Annotated in this window: 23 protein-coding genes; 6 read left to right on the plus strand and 17 right to left on the minus strand. The window is 72.4% G+C overall.

Annotated features, from left to right (window positions below; all coding sequences use genetic code 11):
* Window positions 1-80 precede the first annotated feature (80 nt).
* The 5 genes from ACIP8Z_RS04915 to ACIP8Z_RS04935 all read right to left on the minus strand — a co-directional run bounded on the left by ACIP8Z_RS04915 (window position 81) and on the right by ACIP8Z_RS04935 (window position 4,773).
* Window positions 81-1,658 (minus strand): ABC transporter substrate-binding protein, encoded by a 1,578-nt coding sequence (locus ACIP8Z_RS04915; protein WP_402078734.1) that lies wholly within the window; start codon window positions 1,656-1,658, stop codon window positions 81-83.
* A gap of 148 nt (window positions 1,659-1,806) precedes the next feature.
* A complete protein-coding gene (locus tag ACIP8Z_RS04920) occupies window positions 1,807-2,574 on the minus strand; it encodes an SDR family oxidoreductase (protein WP_319311504.1) in 768 nt (255 codons plus the stop codon).
* Window positions 2,575-2,603: 29 nt separating this feature from the next.
* Window positions 2,604-3,365, minus strand: coding sequence for a 3-oxoacyl-ACP reductase FabG (gene fabG, locus ACIP8Z_RS04925; protein WP_319311502.1), 762 nt, complete (start codon window positions 3,363-3,365; stop codon window positions 2,604-2,606).
* 182 nt (window positions 3,366-3,547) lie between these two features.
* Window positions 3,548-3,931: a DUF3037 domain-containing protein gene (locus ACIP8Z_RS04930; protein WP_073902014.1), complete on the minus strand. Its 384-nt coding sequence runs from the start codon at window positions 3,929-3,931 to the stop codon at window positions 3,548-3,550.
* Entirely contained in the window at window positions 3,928-4,773 is an 846-nt protein-coding gene (locus ACIP8Z_RS04935; RefSeq protein WP_402078738.1) for a HipA family kinase, read from the minus strand. The genes ACIP8Z_RS04930 and ACIP8Z_RS04935 overlap by 4 nt, the downstream gene beginning before the upstream one ends.
* Before the next feature lie 497 nt (window positions 4,774-5,270).
* Here ACIP8Z_RS04935 and ACIP8Z_RS04940 point away from each other — a divergent pair, with 497 nt between their 5' ends.
* Together ACIP8Z_RS04940 and ACIP8Z_RS04945 are read left to right on the plus strand one after the other, a co-directional pair.
* A complete protein-coding gene (locus tag ACIP8Z_RS04940) occupies window positions 5,271-5,729 on the plus strand; it encodes a group II truncated hemoglobin (protein ID WP_402078740.1) in 459 nt (152 codons plus the stop codon).
* Window positions 5,730-5,757: 28 nt separating this feature from the next.
* Complete coding sequence (locus ACIP8Z_RS04945; protein WP_402078743.1) at window positions 5,758-6,552, plus strand: adenosylcobinamide amidohydrolase; 795 nt, start codon at window positions 5,758-5,760, stop codon at window positions 6,550-6,552.
* On the opposite strand, the gene ACIP8Z_RS04950 is transcribed toward ACIP8Z_RS04945, so the two are convergent.
* The 8 genes from ACIP8Z_RS04950 to ACIP8Z_RS04985 all read right to left on the minus strand — a co-directional run bounded on the left by ACIP8Z_RS04950 (window position 6,549) and on the right by ACIP8Z_RS04985 (window position 12,379).
* Window positions 6,549-7,313: a MerR family transcriptional regulator gene (locus ACIP8Z_RS04950; RefSeq protein ID WP_402078745.1), complete on the minus strand. Its 765-nt coding sequence runs from the start codon at window positions 7,311-7,313 to the stop codon at window positions 6,549-6,551. The two genes, ACIP8Z_RS04945 and ACIP8Z_RS04950, sit on opposite strands and share 4 nt — an antisense overlap.
* 184 nt (window positions 7,314-7,497) lie before the next feature.
* Entirely contained in the window at window positions 7,498-8,286 is a 789-nt protein-coding gene (locus ACIP8Z_RS04955; protein WP_402078748.1) for an alpha/beta fold hydrolase, read from the minus strand.
* A gap of 93 nt (window positions 8,287-8,379) precedes the next feature.
* Window positions 8,380-9,147, minus strand: a complete 768-nt coding sequence (locus ACIP8Z_RS04960) for a DUF6230 family protein (protein WP_402078751.1) — start codon at window positions 9,145-9,147, stop codon at window positions 8,380-8,382.
* A complete protein-coding gene (locus tag ACIP8Z_RS04965; RefSeq protein ID WP_402078754.1) occupies window positions 9,144-9,866 on the minus strand; it encodes a hypothetical protein in 723 nt (240 codons plus the stop codon). The genes ACIP8Z_RS04960 and ACIP8Z_RS04965 overlap by 4 nt, the downstream gene beginning before the upstream one ends.
* On the minus strand, window positions 9,863-10,258 hold the full coding sequence (locus ACIP8Z_RS04970) for a DUF6114 domain-containing protein (protein ID WP_319311487.1): 396 nt from the start codon (window positions 10,256-10,258) through the stop codon (window positions 9,863-9,865). The genes ACIP8Z_RS04965 and ACIP8Z_RS04970 overlap by 4 nt, the downstream gene beginning before the upstream one ends.
* On the minus strand, window positions 10,252-11,037 hold the full coding sequence (locus ACIP8Z_RS04975; protein ID WP_402078757.1) for a DUF6230 family protein: 786 nt from the start codon (window positions 11,035-11,037) through the stop codon (window positions 10,252-10,254). The genes ACIP8Z_RS04970 and ACIP8Z_RS04975 overlap by 7 nt, the downstream gene beginning before the upstream one ends.
* A complete protein-coding gene (locus ACIP8Z_RS04980) occupies window positions 11,034-11,537 on the minus strand; it encodes a DUF6114 domain-containing protein (protein WP_402078759.1) in 504 nt (167 codons plus the stop codon). Before ACIP8Z_RS04980 ends, ACIP8Z_RS04975 begins: the two co-directional genes overlap by 4 nt.
* Before the next feature lie 161 nt (window positions 11,538-11,698).
* A complete protein-coding gene (locus tag ACIP8Z_RS04985; RefSeq protein WP_402078760.1) occupies window positions 11,699-12,379 on the minus strand; it encodes a cholesterol esterase in 681 nt (226 codons plus the stop codon).
* Window positions 12,380-12,576: 197 nt separating this feature from the next.
* Between ACIP8Z_RS04985 and ACIP8Z_RS04990 the strand changes: the two genes are divergently transcribed.
* Window positions 12,577-13,227, plus strand: coding sequence for a TetR family transcriptional regulator (locus ACIP8Z_RS04990; protein ID WP_402078763.1), 651 nt, complete (start codon window positions 12,577-12,579; stop codon window positions 13,225-13,227).
* Window positions 13,228-13,243: 16 nt separating this feature from the next.
* Here the strand turns inward: ACIP8Z_RS04990 and lepB are convergent, their stop codons facing one another.
* Complete coding sequence (gene lepB / locus ACIP8Z_RS04995; RefSeq protein WP_402078766.1) at window positions 13,244-13,852, minus strand: signal peptidase I; 609 nt, start codon at window positions 13,850-13,852, stop codon at window positions 13,244-13,246.
* Window positions 13,853-13,979: 127 nt separating this feature from the next.
* Entirely contained in the window at window positions 13,980-15,074 is a 1,095-nt protein-coding gene (locus tag ACIP8Z_RS05000; RefSeq protein WP_402078769.1) for an AraC family transcriptional regulator, read from the minus strand.
* A gap of 189 nt (window positions 15,075-15,263) precedes the next feature.
* Here ACIP8Z_RS05000 and ACIP8Z_RS05005 point away from each other — a divergent pair, with 189 nt between their 5' ends.
* Complete coding sequence (locus ACIP8Z_RS05005) at window positions 15,264-15,665, plus strand: Rieske 2Fe-2S domain-containing protein (RefSeq protein WP_402078771.1); 402 nt, start codon at window positions 15,264-15,266, stop codon at window positions 15,663-15,665.
* Here ACIP8Z_RS05005 and ACIP8Z_RS05010 read toward each other — a convergent pair.
* On the minus strand, window positions 15,652-16,386 hold the full coding sequence (locus tag ACIP8Z_RS05010) for a cysteine hydrolase (RefSeq protein WP_402078772.1): 735 nt from the start codon (window positions 16,384-16,386) through the stop codon (window positions 15,652-15,654). The two genes, ACIP8Z_RS05005 and ACIP8Z_RS05010, sit on opposite strands and share 14 nt — an antisense overlap.
* A 78-nt stretch (window positions 16,387-16,464) precedes the next feature.
* Between ACIP8Z_RS05010 and ACIP8Z_RS05015 the strand changes: the two genes are divergently transcribed.
* Complete coding sequence (locus tag ACIP8Z_RS05015) at window positions 16,465-16,932, plus strand: pyridoxamine 5'-phosphate oxidase family protein (RefSeq protein ID WP_402078775.1); 468 nt, start codon at window positions 16,465-16,467, stop codon at window positions 16,930-16,932.
* 7 nt (window positions 16,933-16,939) lie between these two features.
* Here the strand turns inward: ACIP8Z_RS05015 and ACIP8Z_RS05020 are convergent, their stop codons facing one another.
* A complete protein-coding gene (locus tag ACIP8Z_RS05020; protein WP_402078777.1) occupies window positions 16,940-17,842 on the minus strand; it encodes a LysR family transcriptional regulator in 903 nt (300 codons plus the stop codon).
* A 73-nt stretch (window positions 17,843-17,915) separates the two neighbouring features.
* Here ACIP8Z_RS05020 and ACIP8Z_RS05025 point away from each other — a divergent pair, with 73 nt between their 5' ends.
* Window positions 17,916-18,944: a DMT family transporter gene (locus ACIP8Z_RS05025; RefSeq protein WP_402078779.1), complete on the plus strand. Its 1,029-nt coding sequence runs from the start codon at window positions 17,916-17,918 to the stop codon at window positions 18,942-18,944.
* The last annotated feature ends 32 nt before the right edge of the window (window positions 18,945-18,976 follow it).

Raw genomic sequence — 18,976 nt, forward strand, 5'->3', positions numbered from 1 at the left:
TTCCTTTACTCCGTCCACGAACCTACCGGGGGCCACTGACAGTGGCCCCCACAGGCTCTCCGCTCCTCGCCGGCCGGGTCCTACCAGCTGGCCCGGCGGCTCAGCTCCCAGAGCTGCATGACGGTCTGCGGGTCGAGCGCGCCCTCGCCGCCGCCGATGTCGTCACGGGCCGCGATGTACAGCTTGCCCTGCCACAGGGGCAGCAGCCGGACGTCCTGGACCATGATCTCCTGGGCCTCCACGAACTCGTCCGTGACGGTCCCGCGGTCGCTCTCGCGGCGGGACTTCGGGAGCAGTTCGCCGGTGATCCTGGGGCTCACGTACGGCGTACCGAGGACGTTCTCCTTGCCGACGAACGGCGCCACGAAGTTGTCCGGGTCCGGGAAGTCGGGGAACCAGCCGCGGCCGAAGACCGGGTACTCGCCCTTCTGGTAGCCCGCTTGGAAGTCCTTCCAGGGCTTGCCCTCGATGGCGACCTTGAAGAGGCCGGTCTCCTCCAGCTGGCGCTTGAGCTCCTTGAACTCGGCGGCCGTCGAGGAGCCGTAGCGGTCCGTCGTGTACCAGAACTTCAGCTCGACGGGCTCGGTGATGCCGGCCTCGCGGAGGATCTTCTTGGCCTTCTTGGCGTCCGGGTCGCCGAAGCGGTCGAAGAACTTGGTGGTGTGGGCGGCGATTCCCTTGGGCACCATGGAGTACAGGGGCTCGGCGGTGCCCTGGTAGACCTTGCTGACCAGTTCGTCGCGGTCGACGACCTGGGCGATGGCCTTGCGGACCGCGGGCTTGGCGATCGTGGGGTCCTGGGTGTTGAAGACCAGGTAGCGGATGTCGGCGCCGGTCGACTCGACGATCTGCAGGCCCTGGTTCTCCGGCTTGTCGTCCTGGAGCTCGACGACCTCCTCGGCGGTGAGGCCGCGGTAGGTGGCGTCGATCTCCTTCTTCTTGAGCGCGGCGACCATCGCCTCGGACTCGTCGAAGTACCGGATGGTCACGCCGCCGTTCTTACGGTCGGCGAAGCCCTTGTAGGTGGGGTTCTTGGTCAGCTCCGCCGACTCGCGCTCGGTGTACGAGTCGAGGACGTACGGGCCGGAGCCGGTGAGCTTGCCGTCCGCGCGGAGCCGGTCGGCCGGGTACTCGGCCGGGTCCACGAGGGACATCGCCGGTGTGGCGAGGACCATCGGGAAGGTGGCGTCCGACCTGTTGAGCCGGAAGACGACGGTCCGGTCGCCGACGGTCTCGATCTTGTCGAGCGAGCCGAGCATGCCGTTCGGGCCGCCCTTGTGGTTGATCGTGCGGATGCGCTCGATCGAGTACTGCACGGCCTTGGCGTCCAGCTTGTGCCCGTTGGAGAACGTGAGGCCCTCCAGGAGCTTGCACTCGAAGACCCGGCTGGACGTGTCCGAGAACTTGCACTCCGCGGCGTCGGAATCCGGGGTCGTGCTGCCCGTCGGGAAACTCACCAGGGTCTGGAAGACATTCCGGAAGAGCTCCCAGGAATTGTCCCAGGCGGCAGCCGGGTCAAGCGTGGTGGGAGAGCTCGTCGTACCGACGACGATTCTCTGATCCCCGGCCGAATCACTGTCAGAGAAGACACTGCATCCGGTTACCAGGGATATGGACACAAGGGCTGCAGCGGCCTGCAGACTGGTCCGGTTGAACACGTGCACGCTCCTCGTTCAGCCACGGGTCGGCCGACGATACCGCAGCACCCCGTCAGGTCAATGTTCGAGCCTGACGGGGCACTTAAGGCATTCGACGTATAACCGGGGTCAATCCGGACACGAAATCCGGAAAGTGTCCGATTATCGGTCACCCGACTCCGGCGTTCAGGAAAATCCCGCCGTCGACCACGAGGGTCTGTCCGGTGATCCACTCCGACTGGGACGAGGTGAGGAAGGCGGCCGCGCCACCGATGTCCTCGGGCTCCCCGAGCCGGCCGAGCGGGTAGGCGGCGGCGGCCTCCGCCTCCCGGCCCTCGTACAGCGCCTGCGCGAATTTCGTCTTCACGACCGCCGGGGCAATCGCGTTGACCCGCACGAGCGGGGCGAATTCATGGGCCAGCTGAATGGTCAGATTGATCATCGCGGCCTTGCTGATTCCGTACGCGCCGATGAAGGGCGAGGCGGAGACGCCGGCGACCGAGGCGATGTTCACGATCGCCCCGCCGTGCTCCTTCTGCCAGGCGTGCCAGGTCCGCTGGGCGAAGCCGAGCGCGGAGACCACGTTGGTCTCGAAGACCTTGCGGGCCACCCCGAGGTCCAGGTCGGCGATGGGACCGAAGACCGGGTTCGTACCGGCGTTGTTGATCAGGAAGTCCACCCGGCCGAAGCCGTCCATCGCCGCCTCCACGGCGGCGGCCTGGTGCGCCTCGTCGTGGGCCTTGCCGGGGACGCCGATCGCCCGGTCGGCACCGAGGCGCTCCACGGCCTCCTTGAGGGCCTCCTCGCCGCGTCCGGTGATGACGACCCGGTCGCCGCGGGCGACGAGCGCCTCGGCGATGCCGTAGCCGATGCCCCGGCTGGCGCCGGTGACGAGAGCGACCTTGCCGGACGGTTCCGGCCGTGCCTGTGCGGTCATGTCTGCCGTGCTCCTCTCGATGCCGGTCGTCAGTTGAGCGGGCCGCCGGCCACGTACATGACCTGGCCGGAGACGAAGCCGGCGTCGTCGCCGGTGAAGAACGCGATCGCGTTGGCGACGTCCTCGGGGCGGCCGACCCGCTGCACCGGGATCATGGACGCGGCGGCGGCCTGGAAGTCCTCGAAGCCCATGCCGACGCGCTCGGCGGTCTGCGCGGTCATCTCGGTGACGATGAAGCCCGGGGCGACGGCGTTGGCGGTGATGCCGAACTTGCCGAGCTCCTTGGCCAGGGTCTTGGTGAGGCCCTGCAGACCGGCCTTCACGGCCGAGTAGTTGGCCTGGCCGCGGTTGCCCAGGGCCGAGGAGGAGGAGAGCGAGACGATCCGGCCGAAGCCCGCGTCCACCATGTGCTTCTGGCAGGCCTTCGCCATCAGGAAGGCGCCCTTGAGGTGCACGTTCATGACGAGGTCCCAGTCGGACTCCGACATCTTGAAGAGCAGGTTGTCGCGGAGCACGCCCGCGTTGTTGACGAGGATGGTCGGCGCGCCGAGCTCGGCGGCGACGCGCGCGACGGCGGCCTCCACCTGGGCGCTGTCGGAGACGTCGCAGCCGACCGCGAGGGCGGTGCCGCCCGCGGCGGTGATCTTCTCGACGGTGTCCTTGCAGGCCGCCTCGTCGAGGTCGAGTACGGCGACGGCGCGGCCCTCGGCCGCGAGGCGGAGCGCCGTGGCGGCTCCGATACCCCGTGCGGCACCCGTGACGACGGCTACGCGCTGCTCGGTGGTGGACATGCTTGGTTCTCCTCGCCCTTGGATCGTCCCTGGTCGCGGTCGAACCGGTCACCCGCTCCTGCGTCCCGCACATGAGCGACCGCTTAGTATCGTCCGCAGAACGAGACGCTAGAAGCCCTGGCACCCGGTGTCAACGGCCCACCGGGTGCACCCGGTCACTCCCCGTCGCAGAGCGGGGGCGGTCAGCGCACGAGGAGGTCGAGCAGCCGCTCCACCTCGGCCTCCGGGTCGGCGGTGAGGCCGGTGTGGACCGGCCCCGGCTGGACGACCGTGGAGCGCGGCGCGATCAACCAGCGGAAGCGCCGTCCGGCGTCGTCGCCCGCGGCCTGGCCGGCGGCGTCACCCCCCAGGCAGACCCCCTCGACCGCGCGCAGGGCGGCCCGAACCCCGGTCACGTCGGCCGCCGGGTCGAGCACCGACAGCTTCGCCTCGTCCAGGTGCGTACGGGCGGCCACGTAGGAACGGGCGCGGCAGTAGACGACCACGCCCGCGTTGAAGCACTCCCCGCGCTCGACCCGCGGGACCACACGCAGCAGCGCGTACTCGAAGACATCACGGTCGGTCATGGGGTGCTGTCCTTCTCGGTGGAGTGCGTCCGGGGCGCGAGGCGCTCGGCGAGCCAGCCGGGCGGCTGCTGCGGGCGGCTCTCGGTCCGCGGGCCGAGCGTGATCCGCTCGTGGATGGTGGCGGCGCGCGGCAGCAGCGCCGCGACGTAGGCGGCGCGGACCTCGTCCGTGCTGTCGAAGCCGGGCTCGTCGACGAGCCACTCGTCGGGCACGTCGGCGGCGACCTCGTCGAGCAGCTCACGGGTGACGAGCGGGGCCAGTCCGGCGGCCGCGGCGGCGATGTCGGGCGCGTAGCGGGCGAGCACATGGTCGGAGGCGTCGTACGGCTTGGCGGCGGACGCCTGGGCGCCGGGCCAGTTGTGGTGCCAGATCATGGTGGCGCCGTGGTCGATGAGCCACAGGTCGCCGTGCCAGACGAGCATGTTCGGGTTCCGCCAGGACCGGTCGACGTTGTTGATCACCGCGTCGAACCAGACGACCTTGCCGGCCTCGACGGGGTCCACCTCGTACGCCAGCGGGTCGAAGCCCAGCGAGCCGGGGAGGTAGTCCATGCCCAGGTTGAGCCCGCCGCTCGCCTTCAGCAGCTCCTGCACCTCCTGGTCGGGCTCGGAGAGTCCGATGACGGGGTCGAGCTGGATGGTGACGAGCTCGGGCACCCGCAGACCGAGCCGGCGGGCGAGCTGCCCGCAGATCACCTCGGCGACCAGGGTCTTGCGCCCCTGGCCGGCGCCGGTGAACTTCATGACGTAGGTGCCGAGGTCGTCGGCCTCGACGATCCCGGGGAGCGAGCCACCCTCACGCAAGGGCGTGACATAGCGGGTTGCAGTGACCTCTGTTAGCATTTTCCCAGGTTATCCCAGGGCTGAACCAAGCAATCAAAGGTTCGGCCTTTTTGCGTTCAGGCCGCGGCGATCTCGCCAATTTACACCGGGAGCGGCCGGGCGGACACGCACCCCTCCGGCGAGGAAGGGGCGCCGACATGATCTCCCGTCAGGGTCTCCGCGGGCCTGCTCCGGCGCTGCGTCGCGACGCCGCGGCGCTGCCGGCCGAGGCCTGCCCGGCCGTTCCCGCGCCGACGCCCACGGCGTCCGCGCAGCGCATGACCGCCCTCACGGAGGGACTCAGCACGCGCCGGCCGAGCGGCGCGCCGACCCTGGACCACGCCCGCGAGCCGATGCGGGCGGCGATCTCCGTGGAGCTGAGGCAGCCGCGTCGCCGCCGGCCGCCGGAGCCCTGGGACACCGCGCACCCGAGGCGCCCCGCCGATAGCGAACATCCTTGGATCCGGGTGGTGTTGTGTGAAAGCTGGGGGGACACACCCCGGATCCGGAGGCCCTCCATGACCGCCGAGCACACGAACACCCTGTACGAGGCCGTGGGCGGCGCCGACGCGCTGCGCCGGCTCTCCGAGACGTTCTACGAGGGGGTCCTGGCCGACCCCCTCCTCGCCCCCGTCTTCGCCGACTTCACCGCCGCCCATGTGGAGCACGTCGCCGTGTGGCTGGCGGAGGTGTTCTCGGGCCCCGCCGAGTTCACGGCGGAGCTCGGCGGGCACCAGGCCCTGCTCCGCGCCCATCTCGGGCTCGGCATCACGGAGGAACAGCGGCTGCGCTGGATGGAGTTGATGACGGCGGCCGTGGAGAAGGAGCTGCCGGACGACGCCCTGCTGCGCCGCCGGGTGGTGGAGTACTTCGACTGGGGCACCCGCATCGCCAAGGACGTCTCGGCCTCCGCGCCCGGCACGGACCTCGGCGCACCCGGCCCCACACCGCGCTGGGGCTGGGACGGCCTCGCCTGATCTACAAGGCACCCCCTAGGGTGCGGGGGTGCCTACGCGAACCCTCCTGACCAGCACGTCTCTCGCCGACGCGGCTCTGCTCACCCACACGGAACAGGGCCGAGACTGGCCCCTCCTCGTGTGGGCGCCGGGGCCGGGCGTCCGCATGGTGTCGAGCGCGGTGCTCGGCGGCGGCATCGGCGAGCGGGAGTGGGTGATCAACGCCCAGGTACCGCCCGGCTACGACCGGCTCGATGCCGTCGCCCACCTCCGCGACCTGGCCGCCGGGGCGGGGCTCACCGGAGCGGGCGTGGGTCTGATGACGGCCGCCTCGGTCGCGGACCGGTGTCATGCGGAGGACGGCGGGGTGCGGGCGGTGGTCACCGCGGGGATAGGCGTACGGGGCTGGGCGGCGGCACCGGGCGTCGGCGGCGTCACGATCCCTCGCCCCGGCACGATCAACATCATCGTGTCGCTGCCGGTCCCCCTCACGGACGCGGCCCTCGTGAACGCGGTGGCGACCGCCACCGAGGCGAAGGTGCAGGCCCTGGTGGAACTCGGCGCGAACGCCTCGGGCACACCGACGGACGCGGTCTGCGTGGCGGCCCCGATCCCCACCGGCCCCAGGCCCAGCCCGAGCCCCGGCCCCGGCCCCGGCAGCGTCACCCGCCCCGGCACCGGCCCCCGCCCCGACACCGACACCGTCCCCAGCACCGGCACCGGCACCGGCACCGGCACCCAAGCCGAGCCCTTCGCCGGCCCACGCTCCCTGTGGGGCGCCCGCCTGGCCCGCGCGGTTCACGCGGCGACGCGGGCGGCGTGCGCGGGCCTGATCACGCCCTAGGGGTCCAGCCGGCTCGTGGCGTAGGCCTCGATCGCATCCCGCTGGTACACGGCCAGGCCCGGTGCGATCGCCTCGTACGCCGTGCGCCACTGCTCGTTCGTCACGCAGGAGCGCCCGATCGCGCGGAACTCCTCGGCGGACACCGCGCGGAGCTCGGTCAGACCCTCGTACTGGGCCTCGATCTCGGCCAGGACCGCCTCGGCGTGCACAGGCGTTCCTGCGACCATCAGCTCCGCGAGGCGGATCATCTGGGCCGTGCGCTCGCGGTGCCCCGCCTCGATCCGGTCGTCGCTCAGCGTCGAGCCGTGGCGCGCGACCGCGTCGGCGAGCTCGGGGAACTCCCGCAGGTTGTCCCCGTACTGGGAGGGTCGCACGCCCTCGAAGAGGTTCTCCGGCCGGTTGATTCCGCTCATGGGTCTGCCGTCCTTCCTGGACTGCTCCAGTTCGACGATCGTGCGGGAGACGGTGGCGGCCAGGGCACCGAGCCGGTCGCGCTCGGCGAGCAGGCGACGGTGGTGGTCCCGCAGGGCCTCCACCTCGTCGACCTGCTCGGCCAGGACCTCGCCGATCTCGGGCAGTCCGAGACCCAGCGCCCGCAGCACGAGGATCTGCTGCAGTCGCAGCAGCTGGGCCTCCTCGTAGTAACGGTGGCCGTTGGTGCCGGTCCACGGCGGCGGCAGCAGTCCGATCTCGTCGTAGTGCCGCAGGGTCCGGGCCGTCACGCCCGACATCCGGGCGACCTCCGCGGTGGGCCAGGCCATTGCCGCCTCCCCTCACGAGTGCGTCACCGGGCCGGTCGCTCCGGCCCTGCTCAGAACGGTAGGAGCTTCCGTTGCGGCAGCTTCAAGCCCCGGATCCAGGTTTCCGGCTCACCGCCGCACCCGCACCATCGCCCACGTCCGCACCGTCGCCCCCACCCGCACCCGGTCGCGCCGCTCGCGCCCCTCACCCGTGCGACAACAGCGCCGCCGTGAGTTCGGCCGCCCGCCGGTGCCACAGATGGGCGCCGCGCAGCATCGCGTGGCCGCCCGTCGGCATCGGGATGCCCGCCGCGTCCGCGCCCGCGGCGCGGGCCCGGCGGACGAAGTCCCAGGACGCGCGGGCCGAGGTGACGCGGTCGCTCTCGTCATGGAGCAGGTAGAGGCGCCGACCGCCCAGGTGGTCGACGGGCTCGTCGGTGGGGCACCAGGGCGCCAGGGCGACGACACCTCGGACGGCGGGGTCTCCCCCGGCGGCGAGTGCCGCTCGGCCGCCCATCGAGTGGCCGACGAGCACGACGGGGACGGGCCCGGCCTGTTCCCGGAGGCGTACGAGCGCGCTCTCGGCGTCCCTTGCGGCGTCGGCGCTCTCCCCGTTCCAGCCCCGGTGGCGGTAGCGCACCTCGGCGATCAGCACGTCCCGGCCCCGGACGGCCCGGCTCACCGCGGCGGCGAAGGGCCGCATGCGCAGCGCGGGCAGGTTGAGGGCGGGCGGCGGCTCGGGGCCGTCGGCGCGGCCCCCGTGGAGCAGCAGCACGGCCGCGGTCGGCACGGCGGGCGCGCTCCGGACGACGAACGCGCCGGGATCGGCGCGCCGGGTGGGGCACAGCGTCATCGGGCGCTCGCCCCGCTCCCGGGCCGGTGCGGTGGCCGGCGGGGCCGTCCGCTCGTGCGGACCGCCGGCTGTCCGGGCTGCTGCGCCATGGTGGGCCTCCAGGAGTCGCTTGCCGCTTCCCCGGTGGAGCGGTCCGCTCACGACAAGGGGGAGACGACCGTGAGGCCCGCAGTCTGCCAGGTCGCACGGCCCGTCAGATACGGAACCCCGACGGACGGGGAGGCGGCCCGGGTATCACGGGGTGCCCGGTGTCCCGGTGGGCGCCGCCGGGGCGGGGCAGGCGACGGTGCCCGGTCGTACGGAGAGCTTGAGCTTCGGTGTGGTGAGGAGGCCCGGGATCTGGAAGTCCTGGGCGGTGCCGACGATCCGGTCGAACTTGGCGTACCGCGCCTGGATGCCGAAGCGGTGCCGCGGGCTGTTCAGCGGGTTCACGACGTACGCCCCGCTCGCGTCCTTGACGGTCTTCACGTCGGCGCCGTCGGTGTTGAGGTCGACGATGCCGTCCATGTCGAGGACCCCTGTGGCGTTCCGCAGGTCGAGGACGGTGTTCTTCGTCCTGATCTCCCAGGAGCCGGGGTTGTCGTCGCCGAGGGTGAGGAGCAACGTGTACGGGGCTCCCGCGATCTGCTGCGGCCTGCTCAGGCAGAGGCCGTTGAGCATCCCGTCCGCGAACCCCATGCGGAGGACCCGTACGGATCCGGTCGAGCCGTCGGGCCGTACGACGGTCTGGTCGACGACTGCGGCGCCGTACTGCGTGCCGTACAGACTGCTGGTCGTGAAGTCCACGGGCCGGTCCTGGATCTGCAGGCCGACGGCGAGCGCGCCGCTCGCCATGGCGGAGCCGAGGCCGCCGGCCGCCAGGAGCGCGGGCACGGCGACGGCGAGGGACCGCCGCCAGTGCGTACGCCCTTCCGGGCCGCGGCTCACAGGGCTCTCATGGTGCTCGGGGCGGTGCTCGGGGCCCGTGTCTGGCTCGGGGCTCACGTCGGGTTCGGGGCTCATGGCATGGTCACCGTGATGGTTCCGGGAAGGTGGACGGGGTTGTCGGTGGAATCGAGAGCCGCGTGGTCGTCGACCGTACGGATCGCGTAGACGTCCCCCACGAAGTCCTCGGCCCCCGCGGTGAGCGGGATGAGCGAGCCGAAGAAGTCGAGGAGTCCCTGCACGCCGCAGATCTTGACGAGGACGCGGACGCAGACGCTGGAGATGCTGCCCCACATCGTGGTCGTCTCGGGCTTGCCCGCGCTGTCGTAGCCGCCGAGGGAGCCCTCGCCGGGGACGTCGATGGTGACGGTGTGACCCGCCGCCCGCTGCGTCACGTTCATGTGCGAGCGGATCTTGAGCTTGGTGAAGGTGTACTGGTTGGTGACGCGCGTCGTGCCGTCGGAGAGCCGGATGGTGACGTTCTTCTCTACGGTCATGGATACGGCGACCATGCTGGCGATGGTGACGTGGAGCGGGTCCGGGGAGGGCAGGAAGGGCACGCCCATCGGCTCGACGGCGGCCGCCGTTCCGGCGGCGCGGCTCGGCTGCCCGGACCAGAGGGCGGTGACGACGGCGAGGACGAGGGCGGCGGTCACGGCGACGGCCTTGCGCCGCACCGCGCTCACGGCGACGGCCTCGCGCCGCACGGAGGTGCCAGCGACGGCCTTGCGCAGCACGGCCGTGACCGCAGCCGCCTTGCGCCGCGCCCCGGCCGACGGCACCGCGCGGCCCCTCACCCCTCCACCTCCACCGCCGCCCGGCGGCGGGGCCGTTTGGCGCCCCAGCCCACCATCATGGAACCGCCGAGGACGCCGAGGGCCATGCCGAGCAGGAAGCCGCCGAGGTTGGAGACGACGAGCGAGACGACCGCGAGGACCGCGCCGATGAGTCCGAAGGTGTAGCGCTGGCCGGGCAGTGCCAGCGGGATGAGGCCGCACAGGATCATCCCGCCGCCGACGAGGTAGCCGGCCACCGCGCCGAAGCCCGTGCTGACGATCAGCTGCAGGGAGCTGAGGGAGAACTTGAGGACCGTCCAGCCCCCGGCGACCAGCCACACCCCGCCCCAGAACGGCCGCGTACGGCGGAAGGCCCGGAACCACGCGTACGCGTGCGCCGGCCGGCTCAGCATGTGGTCGCCGTTCCCGCGACGACCCTGATCCTCAGGTCGGGCAGCACGAGCGCACCCGCCATCTCGGCGTCGTACGCGGTCGCGTTGAGTCCGTGCAGCTTGATGGAGCTGCCGCCCTCGCCACCCGCCGAGCCCAGCCCGAATCCGCCCGGCAGGGCGCCCGTGAGCGGCTTGCCGGCGACGGTGACCTGGTCGGCGGACTGGCCGAGCACCGCGTTCTGGAGGGTGGTCGGTCCGTAGGCCTGGAGCTCGGTCGCCTGGATGTAGAGGTTCGAGGCGTCGATGTCGGTGGTGAAGGCGGTCGGCGGGGTGGCCGTGACCTTCTGGCCACCTGTCAGGAGCAGCGAGTACGGGACTCCCGCGATGGACTGGTGGACGATCCCGCAGAGCCCGGCGAGCCCGGCGCTCGCGAAACCGACGCGCGCCATCGCGGTGTTGGTGGTGGTGCTGCCGTCGGGGCGCCCGACGGCCGGGGTGTTGACGATGGCGCCGAAACCACTGCCCTCGACGCCGTTGGACGTCAGGGTGAACGGCTGCCCCGCGACACTGAAGTTGGCGGCGAGCGCGCCCTGCGCGAGCGCGGCGCCGAGGGCGCCGACGGCGAGGGCGGAGGGGACGAGGGCGAGCGCGCCGCGCCCCCAGCGGGTGCCGCGCCGGGTGCCGTCGGCCGCCTCGGCGAGCATCCGGGCGTTCCAGTCGGCGGCGGCACGGGTTCCGGTGGTACGCATCCGAGCGAGGGCCGGGCCGACGCGGCGGGTGCTGAACGGGTTCTGCGTCATACGGATCCGCTCCCCACGGATACGCCGGCCGGCCGCGTCCGGCGGAAGAGACCGCCCTTCCGCTTGGCGGGCTTCTCGGGGAGCCAGGCGAAGGCCATGGACCCGCCGAGGACGGACAGGACCATGCCGACGAAGAGTCCGCCGAGGTTCGACAGGGGGAACGAGGCGACCCCCGCGATCACCGCGATGACGCCGGCGGTGTGCCGCTGGCCGGGCAGCAGCAGCATGAGCAGGGCCATCGCCATGAGGACGACGCCGCCCGCCATGCCCGCGATCCCTCCGACGCCGACCTGGAGGATCTTCCCGAGCGGTGCCATCGGCAGGAAGAAGATGACGAATCCGCCGAGCGCGGTCCAGACCGTCGCCCAGAACGGCCGGGTACGACGCCAGCGCCGGAAGGCCGCGCGGGCCCCGCGGGTCCGCGCGACCGGGTCCGCGGAGGGCGCCGGGGCGAGCTCCTCGGGACCGGGCGTCGGCTCGGGCGGTGGATCGATGGTCATGAGGGCCTCGCAGGTGAGGGTCGTGGGCGGGTGGGGGCCGGGGTCCGTGGCCCAAGAGGAGTACGGACCCCGGCCGGCGGTCGCGGCCGAAGGGTGCGGGTCCGGCCGGTGGTGACGGGCCGTACGGCGGTGAGGGGCCGTACGGTGCGGGTCCGGCCGGCTCAGCAGCCCTTGTCGCCGTGGGCGATGCCGATGGCGAGGTCCGGCAGGGTGATCGCGCCCGAGATCGTGGCGCCGTTGGCGTCGGCGTTGAGGTTCTTGATGTCGGTACGGCCACCGGTGGCATCGAGGCCGAACTGGCCCGGGGTGCCGTCGGTGATGCCCGTGCCCTTGATCCCGGCGCCGTCGGCGGCGGCGCCGATGACGTTCGGCGTGGCGTCGCTCGCGTTGAGGGTGGCCGTGGCGGCCTTGAGCGACTGGGCGTCCAGGACCAGCTTGTTGGCCTGGAGTCCGCCGCCTGCGACGAGCTGGTCGCTGGTGAGCGGGGTGGCCGCCGCCGGCGACGAGATGTTGAGCGACCAGGTGCCGAGGCTGCCGATCACCGGGAGGTTGACGGACTGGACGGCGTGCACGCAGATGCCGTCGAGGCCGGCCTTGGCGATGCCGACCTCGGCGGCTCCCTTGGCCCCGCCGGCGTCGATGGTGTGCATGACCGCGCCGATGCCCTGCGGCGCCGCCACCGTCTTCGAGCTGAGGGTGAAGGGGACGCTGGTCAGCGAGAGGTTCGCGGCGAGCGCGCCCTGCACCATGGCCGTGGCCATGGCGGCGACGGCCGCCGTGGCGGGCACGGCGAGGAACGCGGATCTGCGCCAGCGGGTGACGCCTCTGGTCTCGTGCTGCATGTGATCTCCAACCGTCGTCCCGCACCAGCCGCGCGGGTGGGGATGTGAACGCAGCCGTGCGTCCCTCGGCCGGATGTGGCTGGGTCGGAGACGTATGACACTTTACGGCTGCATGTTCGAGAATTGGACACTCTCTCGTGAAGTGTCAATACTTCGGACACTCCTGGAGAGAATTCCCGCTGGACTAGGCTTGGCCGATGCCACGGTTCAGGGAAACGGTCCGGACACTGCTGCGCGAGCGCCTGCTGGACGCCGCGTACGAGGCGGTCGCGGACCGCGGCTTCGACAAGCTGCGGATGGCACACCTGGCCGGCGCGGTCGGGGTCAGCCGCCAGACGCTGTACTCGGAGTTCCCCTCCAAGGAGGCGGTCGGCGAGGCCCTCTTCCAGCGCGAGCTGGAGCGCTGCCTCGTCGGCATCCAGGAGGGCCTGGACGCCCACCGGGACGACCTGCGCGCGGCGGTCGAGACCGCCGTCGGCTTCACGCTCACGCTGGCCGGCCGGAACCCGCTGATCAAGGCCATGCTGACGAGCACCGGCGAGGACGGCCTCCTCTCCTATCTGACGACCCGTTCGGCAGCGGCCTTCGACACGGCGACGGCGATGGCCGACGCGTATGTCGCGGAGGCCTGGCCGACGATCGACCCGGTCGCGCGCGAACTCGCCGTGGACGCGGCGGTCCGGCTCACGGCGAGCCACATCGTCCAGGCCGGTTCCTCGCCCGAGGAGTCCGCCCGGCGCGTCGCGGACACCGTGGTCCGGGTCGCCCTGAGCACGGGCGACGAGAAGGTACCGCCCGCGAGCACCCGGTCCGACCGGCAGGACACCGCCAGGGGCTGTCGACCCTGACCGGCAAGACGCCCCCCTAGGGACCCGGCCCCCGGTACTCCTCCAGAACCGGCCGGTTGCCGATGTCCGGGGACGTCGAGACCGGGAAGGCCCGCGCGCCGACCCGGCCCTCGATCCGCGCGATCTCGCCCCAGCCGTACGCCCGCGAGTCGTCGGACAGGTCGGGGTTGTCGCCCAGATAGAAGAACGACCCCTCGGGTACGGTCCGCAGCTCGGACCGCGCCGACCGGGTCCCGTCCGGACCGCAGCACGCGCCCGTACGGTGGGCCTGCTCCGCCCATTGGGGTGCCACCACCCGCCGCACCGGGCCCGCTCCTCCTTCCTGCAGCAGCACCTGGAAGGGCTCCTCGGGCGTGGAGACGATGCCGACCCGGTCGCCGGGCAGGCCGATCACCCGCTTGACCAGGAGGGCGTCCTTCCCGGTGGCACGGAGCAGCACCACGTCGAACCGGCGCGCCTCCCCCTCGGAGCCCGGCGCCGCGAGGATCCGGTCCCCCTCGTGAAGGGTCGGCGCCATGCTCGTGCCGTCGACCCGTACGCCGAGGGCCGTCACGGCCACCGCGGCGACGAGACAGAGCACCGTCCCGGCCCCGAGGACGGCACCGGCCACCCGGCGCACGGTCATCGGGACCCGGTCCGGGTACGGGGACGAGCGCTGCGGGGGTCCGGGGGCCGTAGGGCGCCGGACCGGTCGATTTCGGTCATGGCGGGACGGTAGGCCGGGCGGCGGACGGCGGCTGTGACCGTACCGCTCAGGGTTGTTGACCGGGAGCGCCCGGCGTCGGAGACGGTGCGCCCCGGTGGTCGCGCGCGCGTGCCCTGGCCTGGTAGGCCCGGGGCGTCTCACCGGTCCAGCGCCGGAACGCCCGGTGGAACGCGCTGGGTTCGGAGAAGCCGAGCCGGCGCGAGAGCCCTTCGATCGAGATCCGGCCGCCGGTCAGCTCGGCGAGGGCGTGGTCGCGCCGGACCTGGTCGCGGAGCCGCTGGTACGTGGTTCCCTCGGCGGCCAGTTGACGGCGCAGGGTCTGCGGGCTGACGGACAGCCGGTCGGCGAGTTCCTCGGGCGTCGGCACCGGTCCGGCGGGCAGGGACCTCCCGATCAGGTGCCGTACGCGGCCGGTCGCGGTACTGCCGTAGTCGGCGCGGACGAGCACGTCGAAGGGGGCGCGACGGAGGAAGACCCTGAGCTCGGCGGCGTCCCGCAGGACCGGTTCGTCGAGGTCCGCCCGGTCGAAGACGGCGGCCGTCCGCGCGGCGCCGAAGACGCAGGGCGCCCCGAACAGGAGGGCGTATTCGCGCGCGTGCCGGGGCTCGGGGTGGACGAACTCGACGCGGCGCAGGCCGATCCGGCGCCGGACCAGCCAGCCCGCGAAGCGGTGTGCGACGAGGACGGTGGACTCGGCGCCGAAGTGGAGGGGGTCGTCGTACCCGGAGACGTCGAACTCCATCAGGGCCTCGTCGGCGTCGTCGGTCCAGGTGACGTCCGCCGCCGGTTCCACGAGGCGGAAGCGCGGGCCGCCCGGGAAGAGGGAGTAGAAGGTGCCGGCCCGCCGGAGCGCCTCGCGCAGGTCACGGCTGCCGTGGACCACGACATGGGCCATCATCGCGAAGGTCCCGACCTTGCTGGGCGCGCCGCCGAAGCCGATGAGTTCGTCGTCGAGGGCGGCCCAGAGCATTCTGACGAGCTGTCCGAACTGCTCCGCCGGAACCCGGACCGAGGCCCGCTCCGGGGTTCGGGGCTCCTCGACGAGCGCCGAGGACAGTCCGGCCCGGGCGAGCAGCGGCCCGGCGGCGACCCCCCGCCGCTCGGCGGCCAGCAGCACGGCTCGTACGTGATGGGCACTCACCGACCGCGTCAGCATGCCCGTCGCCTCCCCTCCGATGGACAGTTCGATCACAAGATGTCCAGGATCAGACACTCTAGCCAGAACTGTAAGGAGGCGAACGCTCGATCCTGTGAACGGGACACAGCTCACAGCCGTACCTTCGGGCAGGAGCACAAGTGCACCGAACGCATGAGGGAAGAGGGACAGCACATGAGCGGAGTGGCACGCCGGACGGTCGTCGCGGCGGCGGGCGGCACGGGGCTCGTAGCGGTACTCGCCGCTTGCGGGGGCGGTGGCACGGACGACAAGGGCGCGGCGGCGGAGGGCGAGACGCTCGCGCGGACCGCGGACATCCCGGTGGGCGGCGGGAAGGTCCTCGCCGACAAGGGCGTGGTCATCACCCAGCCGAAGGCCGGCGAGTTCAAGGCCTTCTCCTCGAAGTGCACCCACGCCGGCTGCGCCGTGAGCAGCGTCAAGGAAGGCGTCATCGTCTGCCCGTGCCACCAGAGCCACTTCGACGTGTCGGACGGCAGCGTGAAGTCCGGCCCGGCCGGCTCCCCCCTGCCTCCGACACCGATCCAGGTGGTCGGCGACGCGATCAGCCTCGGCTGACGACACCCCCGGAGTTCCCGTCGCCTCCGGCGCTGCCGGTGGTCCCTCCGCCCGACGCGCTGGCCGCGCTCCCGGACCGCCGGGGGAACTTCCAGGAGGCGAGTATCTCGTCGGTCGTGGTGATCGTGGCGACGAGCGCGAGGGTGTGACGGATCATCGCGGGGGTGTAGTCGGCCGGCACCCCCGCGATGGCGTCCCCGGGCACGACCACGGTGTAGCCGAGGTTGACGGCGTCGAAGACGGCGTTGGGCACGGCCACGTTGGCGGAGACGCCGGTGACGATCAGGGTCCGACAGCCGAGGTTGCGGAGCAGCGGGTCGACATCGGTCCCCGCGAGCGGCGAGAGCCCGTGCAGCCGCCGTACGACGAGGTCCTCCTCGGCGACCTCGATCGGTTCGGCGATCCGTACCGCGGTGCTCCCGCTGTGCTGCTGTACGGGAAGGCGGGCGGCGGCCCGGAAGAGCCGGGCGTTGCTGTTGGCGCCCCGCCCGTCGGGGCGCCGTTCGGCGACGGCGTGGATGACCTGGACGTCCGCCTGGTGCGCGGCGGCCACCAGCCGGGCGACGTTCCGCAAGGCCCCCGACGCGCGGGCGACGGCGGCCAGTTCGGGCAGTGCGCTGTCCGGCCCGACGACCCCCTGCTGGCACTCGACGGTGAGCAGCACGACCCCGCCGTCCGGCCGGATCCGCTCCCCGAGCCGTTCTCTCGCCCTCTGGTCCATGGTCTCTCCCCTTGCACGCGCGCGAATGACCCCCCATGCTTTCTGACGTCTCATCAGAAATCCAGAAGGGTGCGGACGATGACCGTCGCACAGCGCCGTGGACGCCGGATCATGATGACCCCGGCGGAGCTCGACTCCTTCCTCGCCGAACAGCGCACCTGCCGGGTCGCGACCGTCTCCGCCGACGGCCGCCCGCACGTGAGCGCGCTCTGGTTCGCCTGGGACGGCTCCTCGCTCTGGCTGTACTCGCTGACCCGCAGCCGCCGCTGGGCGGAGCTGCGCGCCGACCCGAGGATCGCCGTCGTGGTGGACGACGGCGAGGACTACGGCGAACTGCGCGGCGTGGAGCTCTCGGGCACCGTCACCTTCGTCGGCGAGGCCCCCCGTACGGGCGAGCCGTGCCCCGAACTCGACGTGCCCGAGCAGCTCTTCGCCGCCAAGAACTTCGGCCTGGACGCGATGCCGCACGACGGCAGGCACGCCTGGATGCGACTGACACCGGACGCGATCGCGTCCTGGGACTTCCGCAAGCTCGCCGGCCTCTGAACCCGGGTCAGCTCCCCAACGGCTCGGCCGCCGCCCGCAGCGCGCCGACGACCGCCCGCACGGAGGGCCGGCGGCCCGCGTCGGCGCGCCAGGTCGCGTAGATGTGGCGCCGCACCTGCTGGCGTACGGGCACGAAGACGACCCCTTCCGGCACGGGCCGGCCGAGCCTGGGCGTGACGCACACGCCGAGTCCCGCCGCGACGAGCGCCAGCTGCGTGTGGTGCTCCCCCGCCAGGTGACCGATCCGGGGCTCGATGCCCTGCGAGCGCAGCGTGAACATCAGCCAGTCGTGGCAGAACTCACCCTCGGGCCAGGAGACCCACTCCTCGTCGGCGAAGTCCACCAGGTCCACCGCCTCCCGCCCGGCCAGCGGGTGACCGGCGGGCAGGGCCACGTCGGCGGAGTCGTCGAGCAGATGGGCGCGCTCCAGGCCGCCGGGCACGGGCGCCCGCTTGTTGCTCCAGTCCAGGACGAGCGCGAGGTCCGCGTCGCCGCGCAGCACCGCGCGCACGCCGTTCTCCGGCTCCAGTTCCGTCGTACGGACCCGGAGGTCGGGGTGCCCCTCGCGCAGGGCGGCGAGCGCGGCCGGGAAGAGGCCCCGGGCGGCCGTCGGGAAGCCGGCGACCCGCACCTGGCCCACGACCTGGCCGCGCTGGGCCTCGATGTCGGCCTGGGCCATCTGGACCTGGGAGAGGATCCGGGCGGCGTGCTCGGCGAGCAGCAGCCCGGCGTCGGTGAGCCGGACCCCCCGGCCGTTCTTGGCGAGCAGCTGCTGCCCCACCTCGCGCTCCAGCTTGGACAGCTGCTGGGAGACGGCGGAGGTGGTGACGTGGAGTCCGTCGGCCGCGCCGCTGACCGAACCGTGGCGGGCGACGGCGTCGAGGGTGCGCAGGCGCTCCAGATTCAACATGTAAGCGATACTAAGGGAAGGGGTCGAGGAATTCTCGCTTGTCCTAAGAAGTCGGCGCGGTCACCCTGAGTGCATGAGCCCCACAGCCCCACCTTCCTCCTCCCGCCTGCTCGACTGGCGCGTCCGCTTCGGCGTACTGGCCCTGATCTGGGGTTTCAGCTTCGTCTTCATCAAGGTCGGCACGGAGGGCTTCGCGCCCTTCCAGGTGACCTTCGGGCGGCTCCTCTTCGGTACGGCGGTGCTCGCCGTCGCCCTGGTCGTGAAGCGCGACCGGCTGCCGCGCGGCGCCCGCGTCTGGGGCCGTCTGACGGTCGCGGCCTTCCTCCTCAACGCGCTGCCCTTCTCCCTCTTCGCGTACGCCGAGCTGACCATCCCGTCGACGCTCGCGGGGATCTGCAACGCGACGACCCCGCTGTGGGGCATGCTGCTCTCCCTCGTGGCGCTCTCCGAGGACCGCCCGACCCGGGTCCGCGCGGCGGGCCTGGGCATCGGCTTCATGGGCGTGCTCACGGTCCTCGGCGCGTGGCAGGGCTTCTCGGGCGTCGACGTGACGGGCACGGCGCTGGCCCTGCTGGCCTCGTTCAGCTACGCGGTCGGCTGGATCTACGTCCGCAGGACGCTGACCGGCACGGGCTCGTCGAACCTCTCGCTCGCGGGCTCCCAGGTCGGCCTCGCGACCCTGCAACTGGCGGTCGTCACGCCGCTGTTCACCTCGCTGCCGAAGTCGGTGGAGGTACTCCCGCTGCTCGCGGTGATCGCCCTCGGCGCGCTCGGTACGGGGTACGCGATGCTGCTGCAGTACGGGGTGGTCGCGGAGGTCGGCCCGACGACGGCCGCGATGGTCACGTACTTCATCCCGGTGATCGCCACGGCGGCGGGAGTGGCGCTCCTGGACGAACAACTCACGTGGAACACCCCGGTGGGCGCCGTGATAGTCCTGGCCGGCGCGGCCCTCACCCAATCCCGACCGCCCCGCCGCACGACCACGCCTGTCGCGGGCAACGTGAACACAACGGACGCCGCCACCGCCACCCCCGTTGCGGGCAATCGGGTGGGCACAACGGACGGCGCCCCCAGCCGGGCCCAGGCTTCCGCACCCTGACCCGCACCCCTTGCGCAATGCGCTCGGGGTAC

Origin of the sequence: Streptomyces sp. NPDC088553 (assembly GCF_044752965.1) — a bacterium.
Classification (GTDB): domain Bacteria; phylum Actinomycetota; class Actinomycetes; order Streptomycetales; family Streptomycetaceae; genus Streptomyces.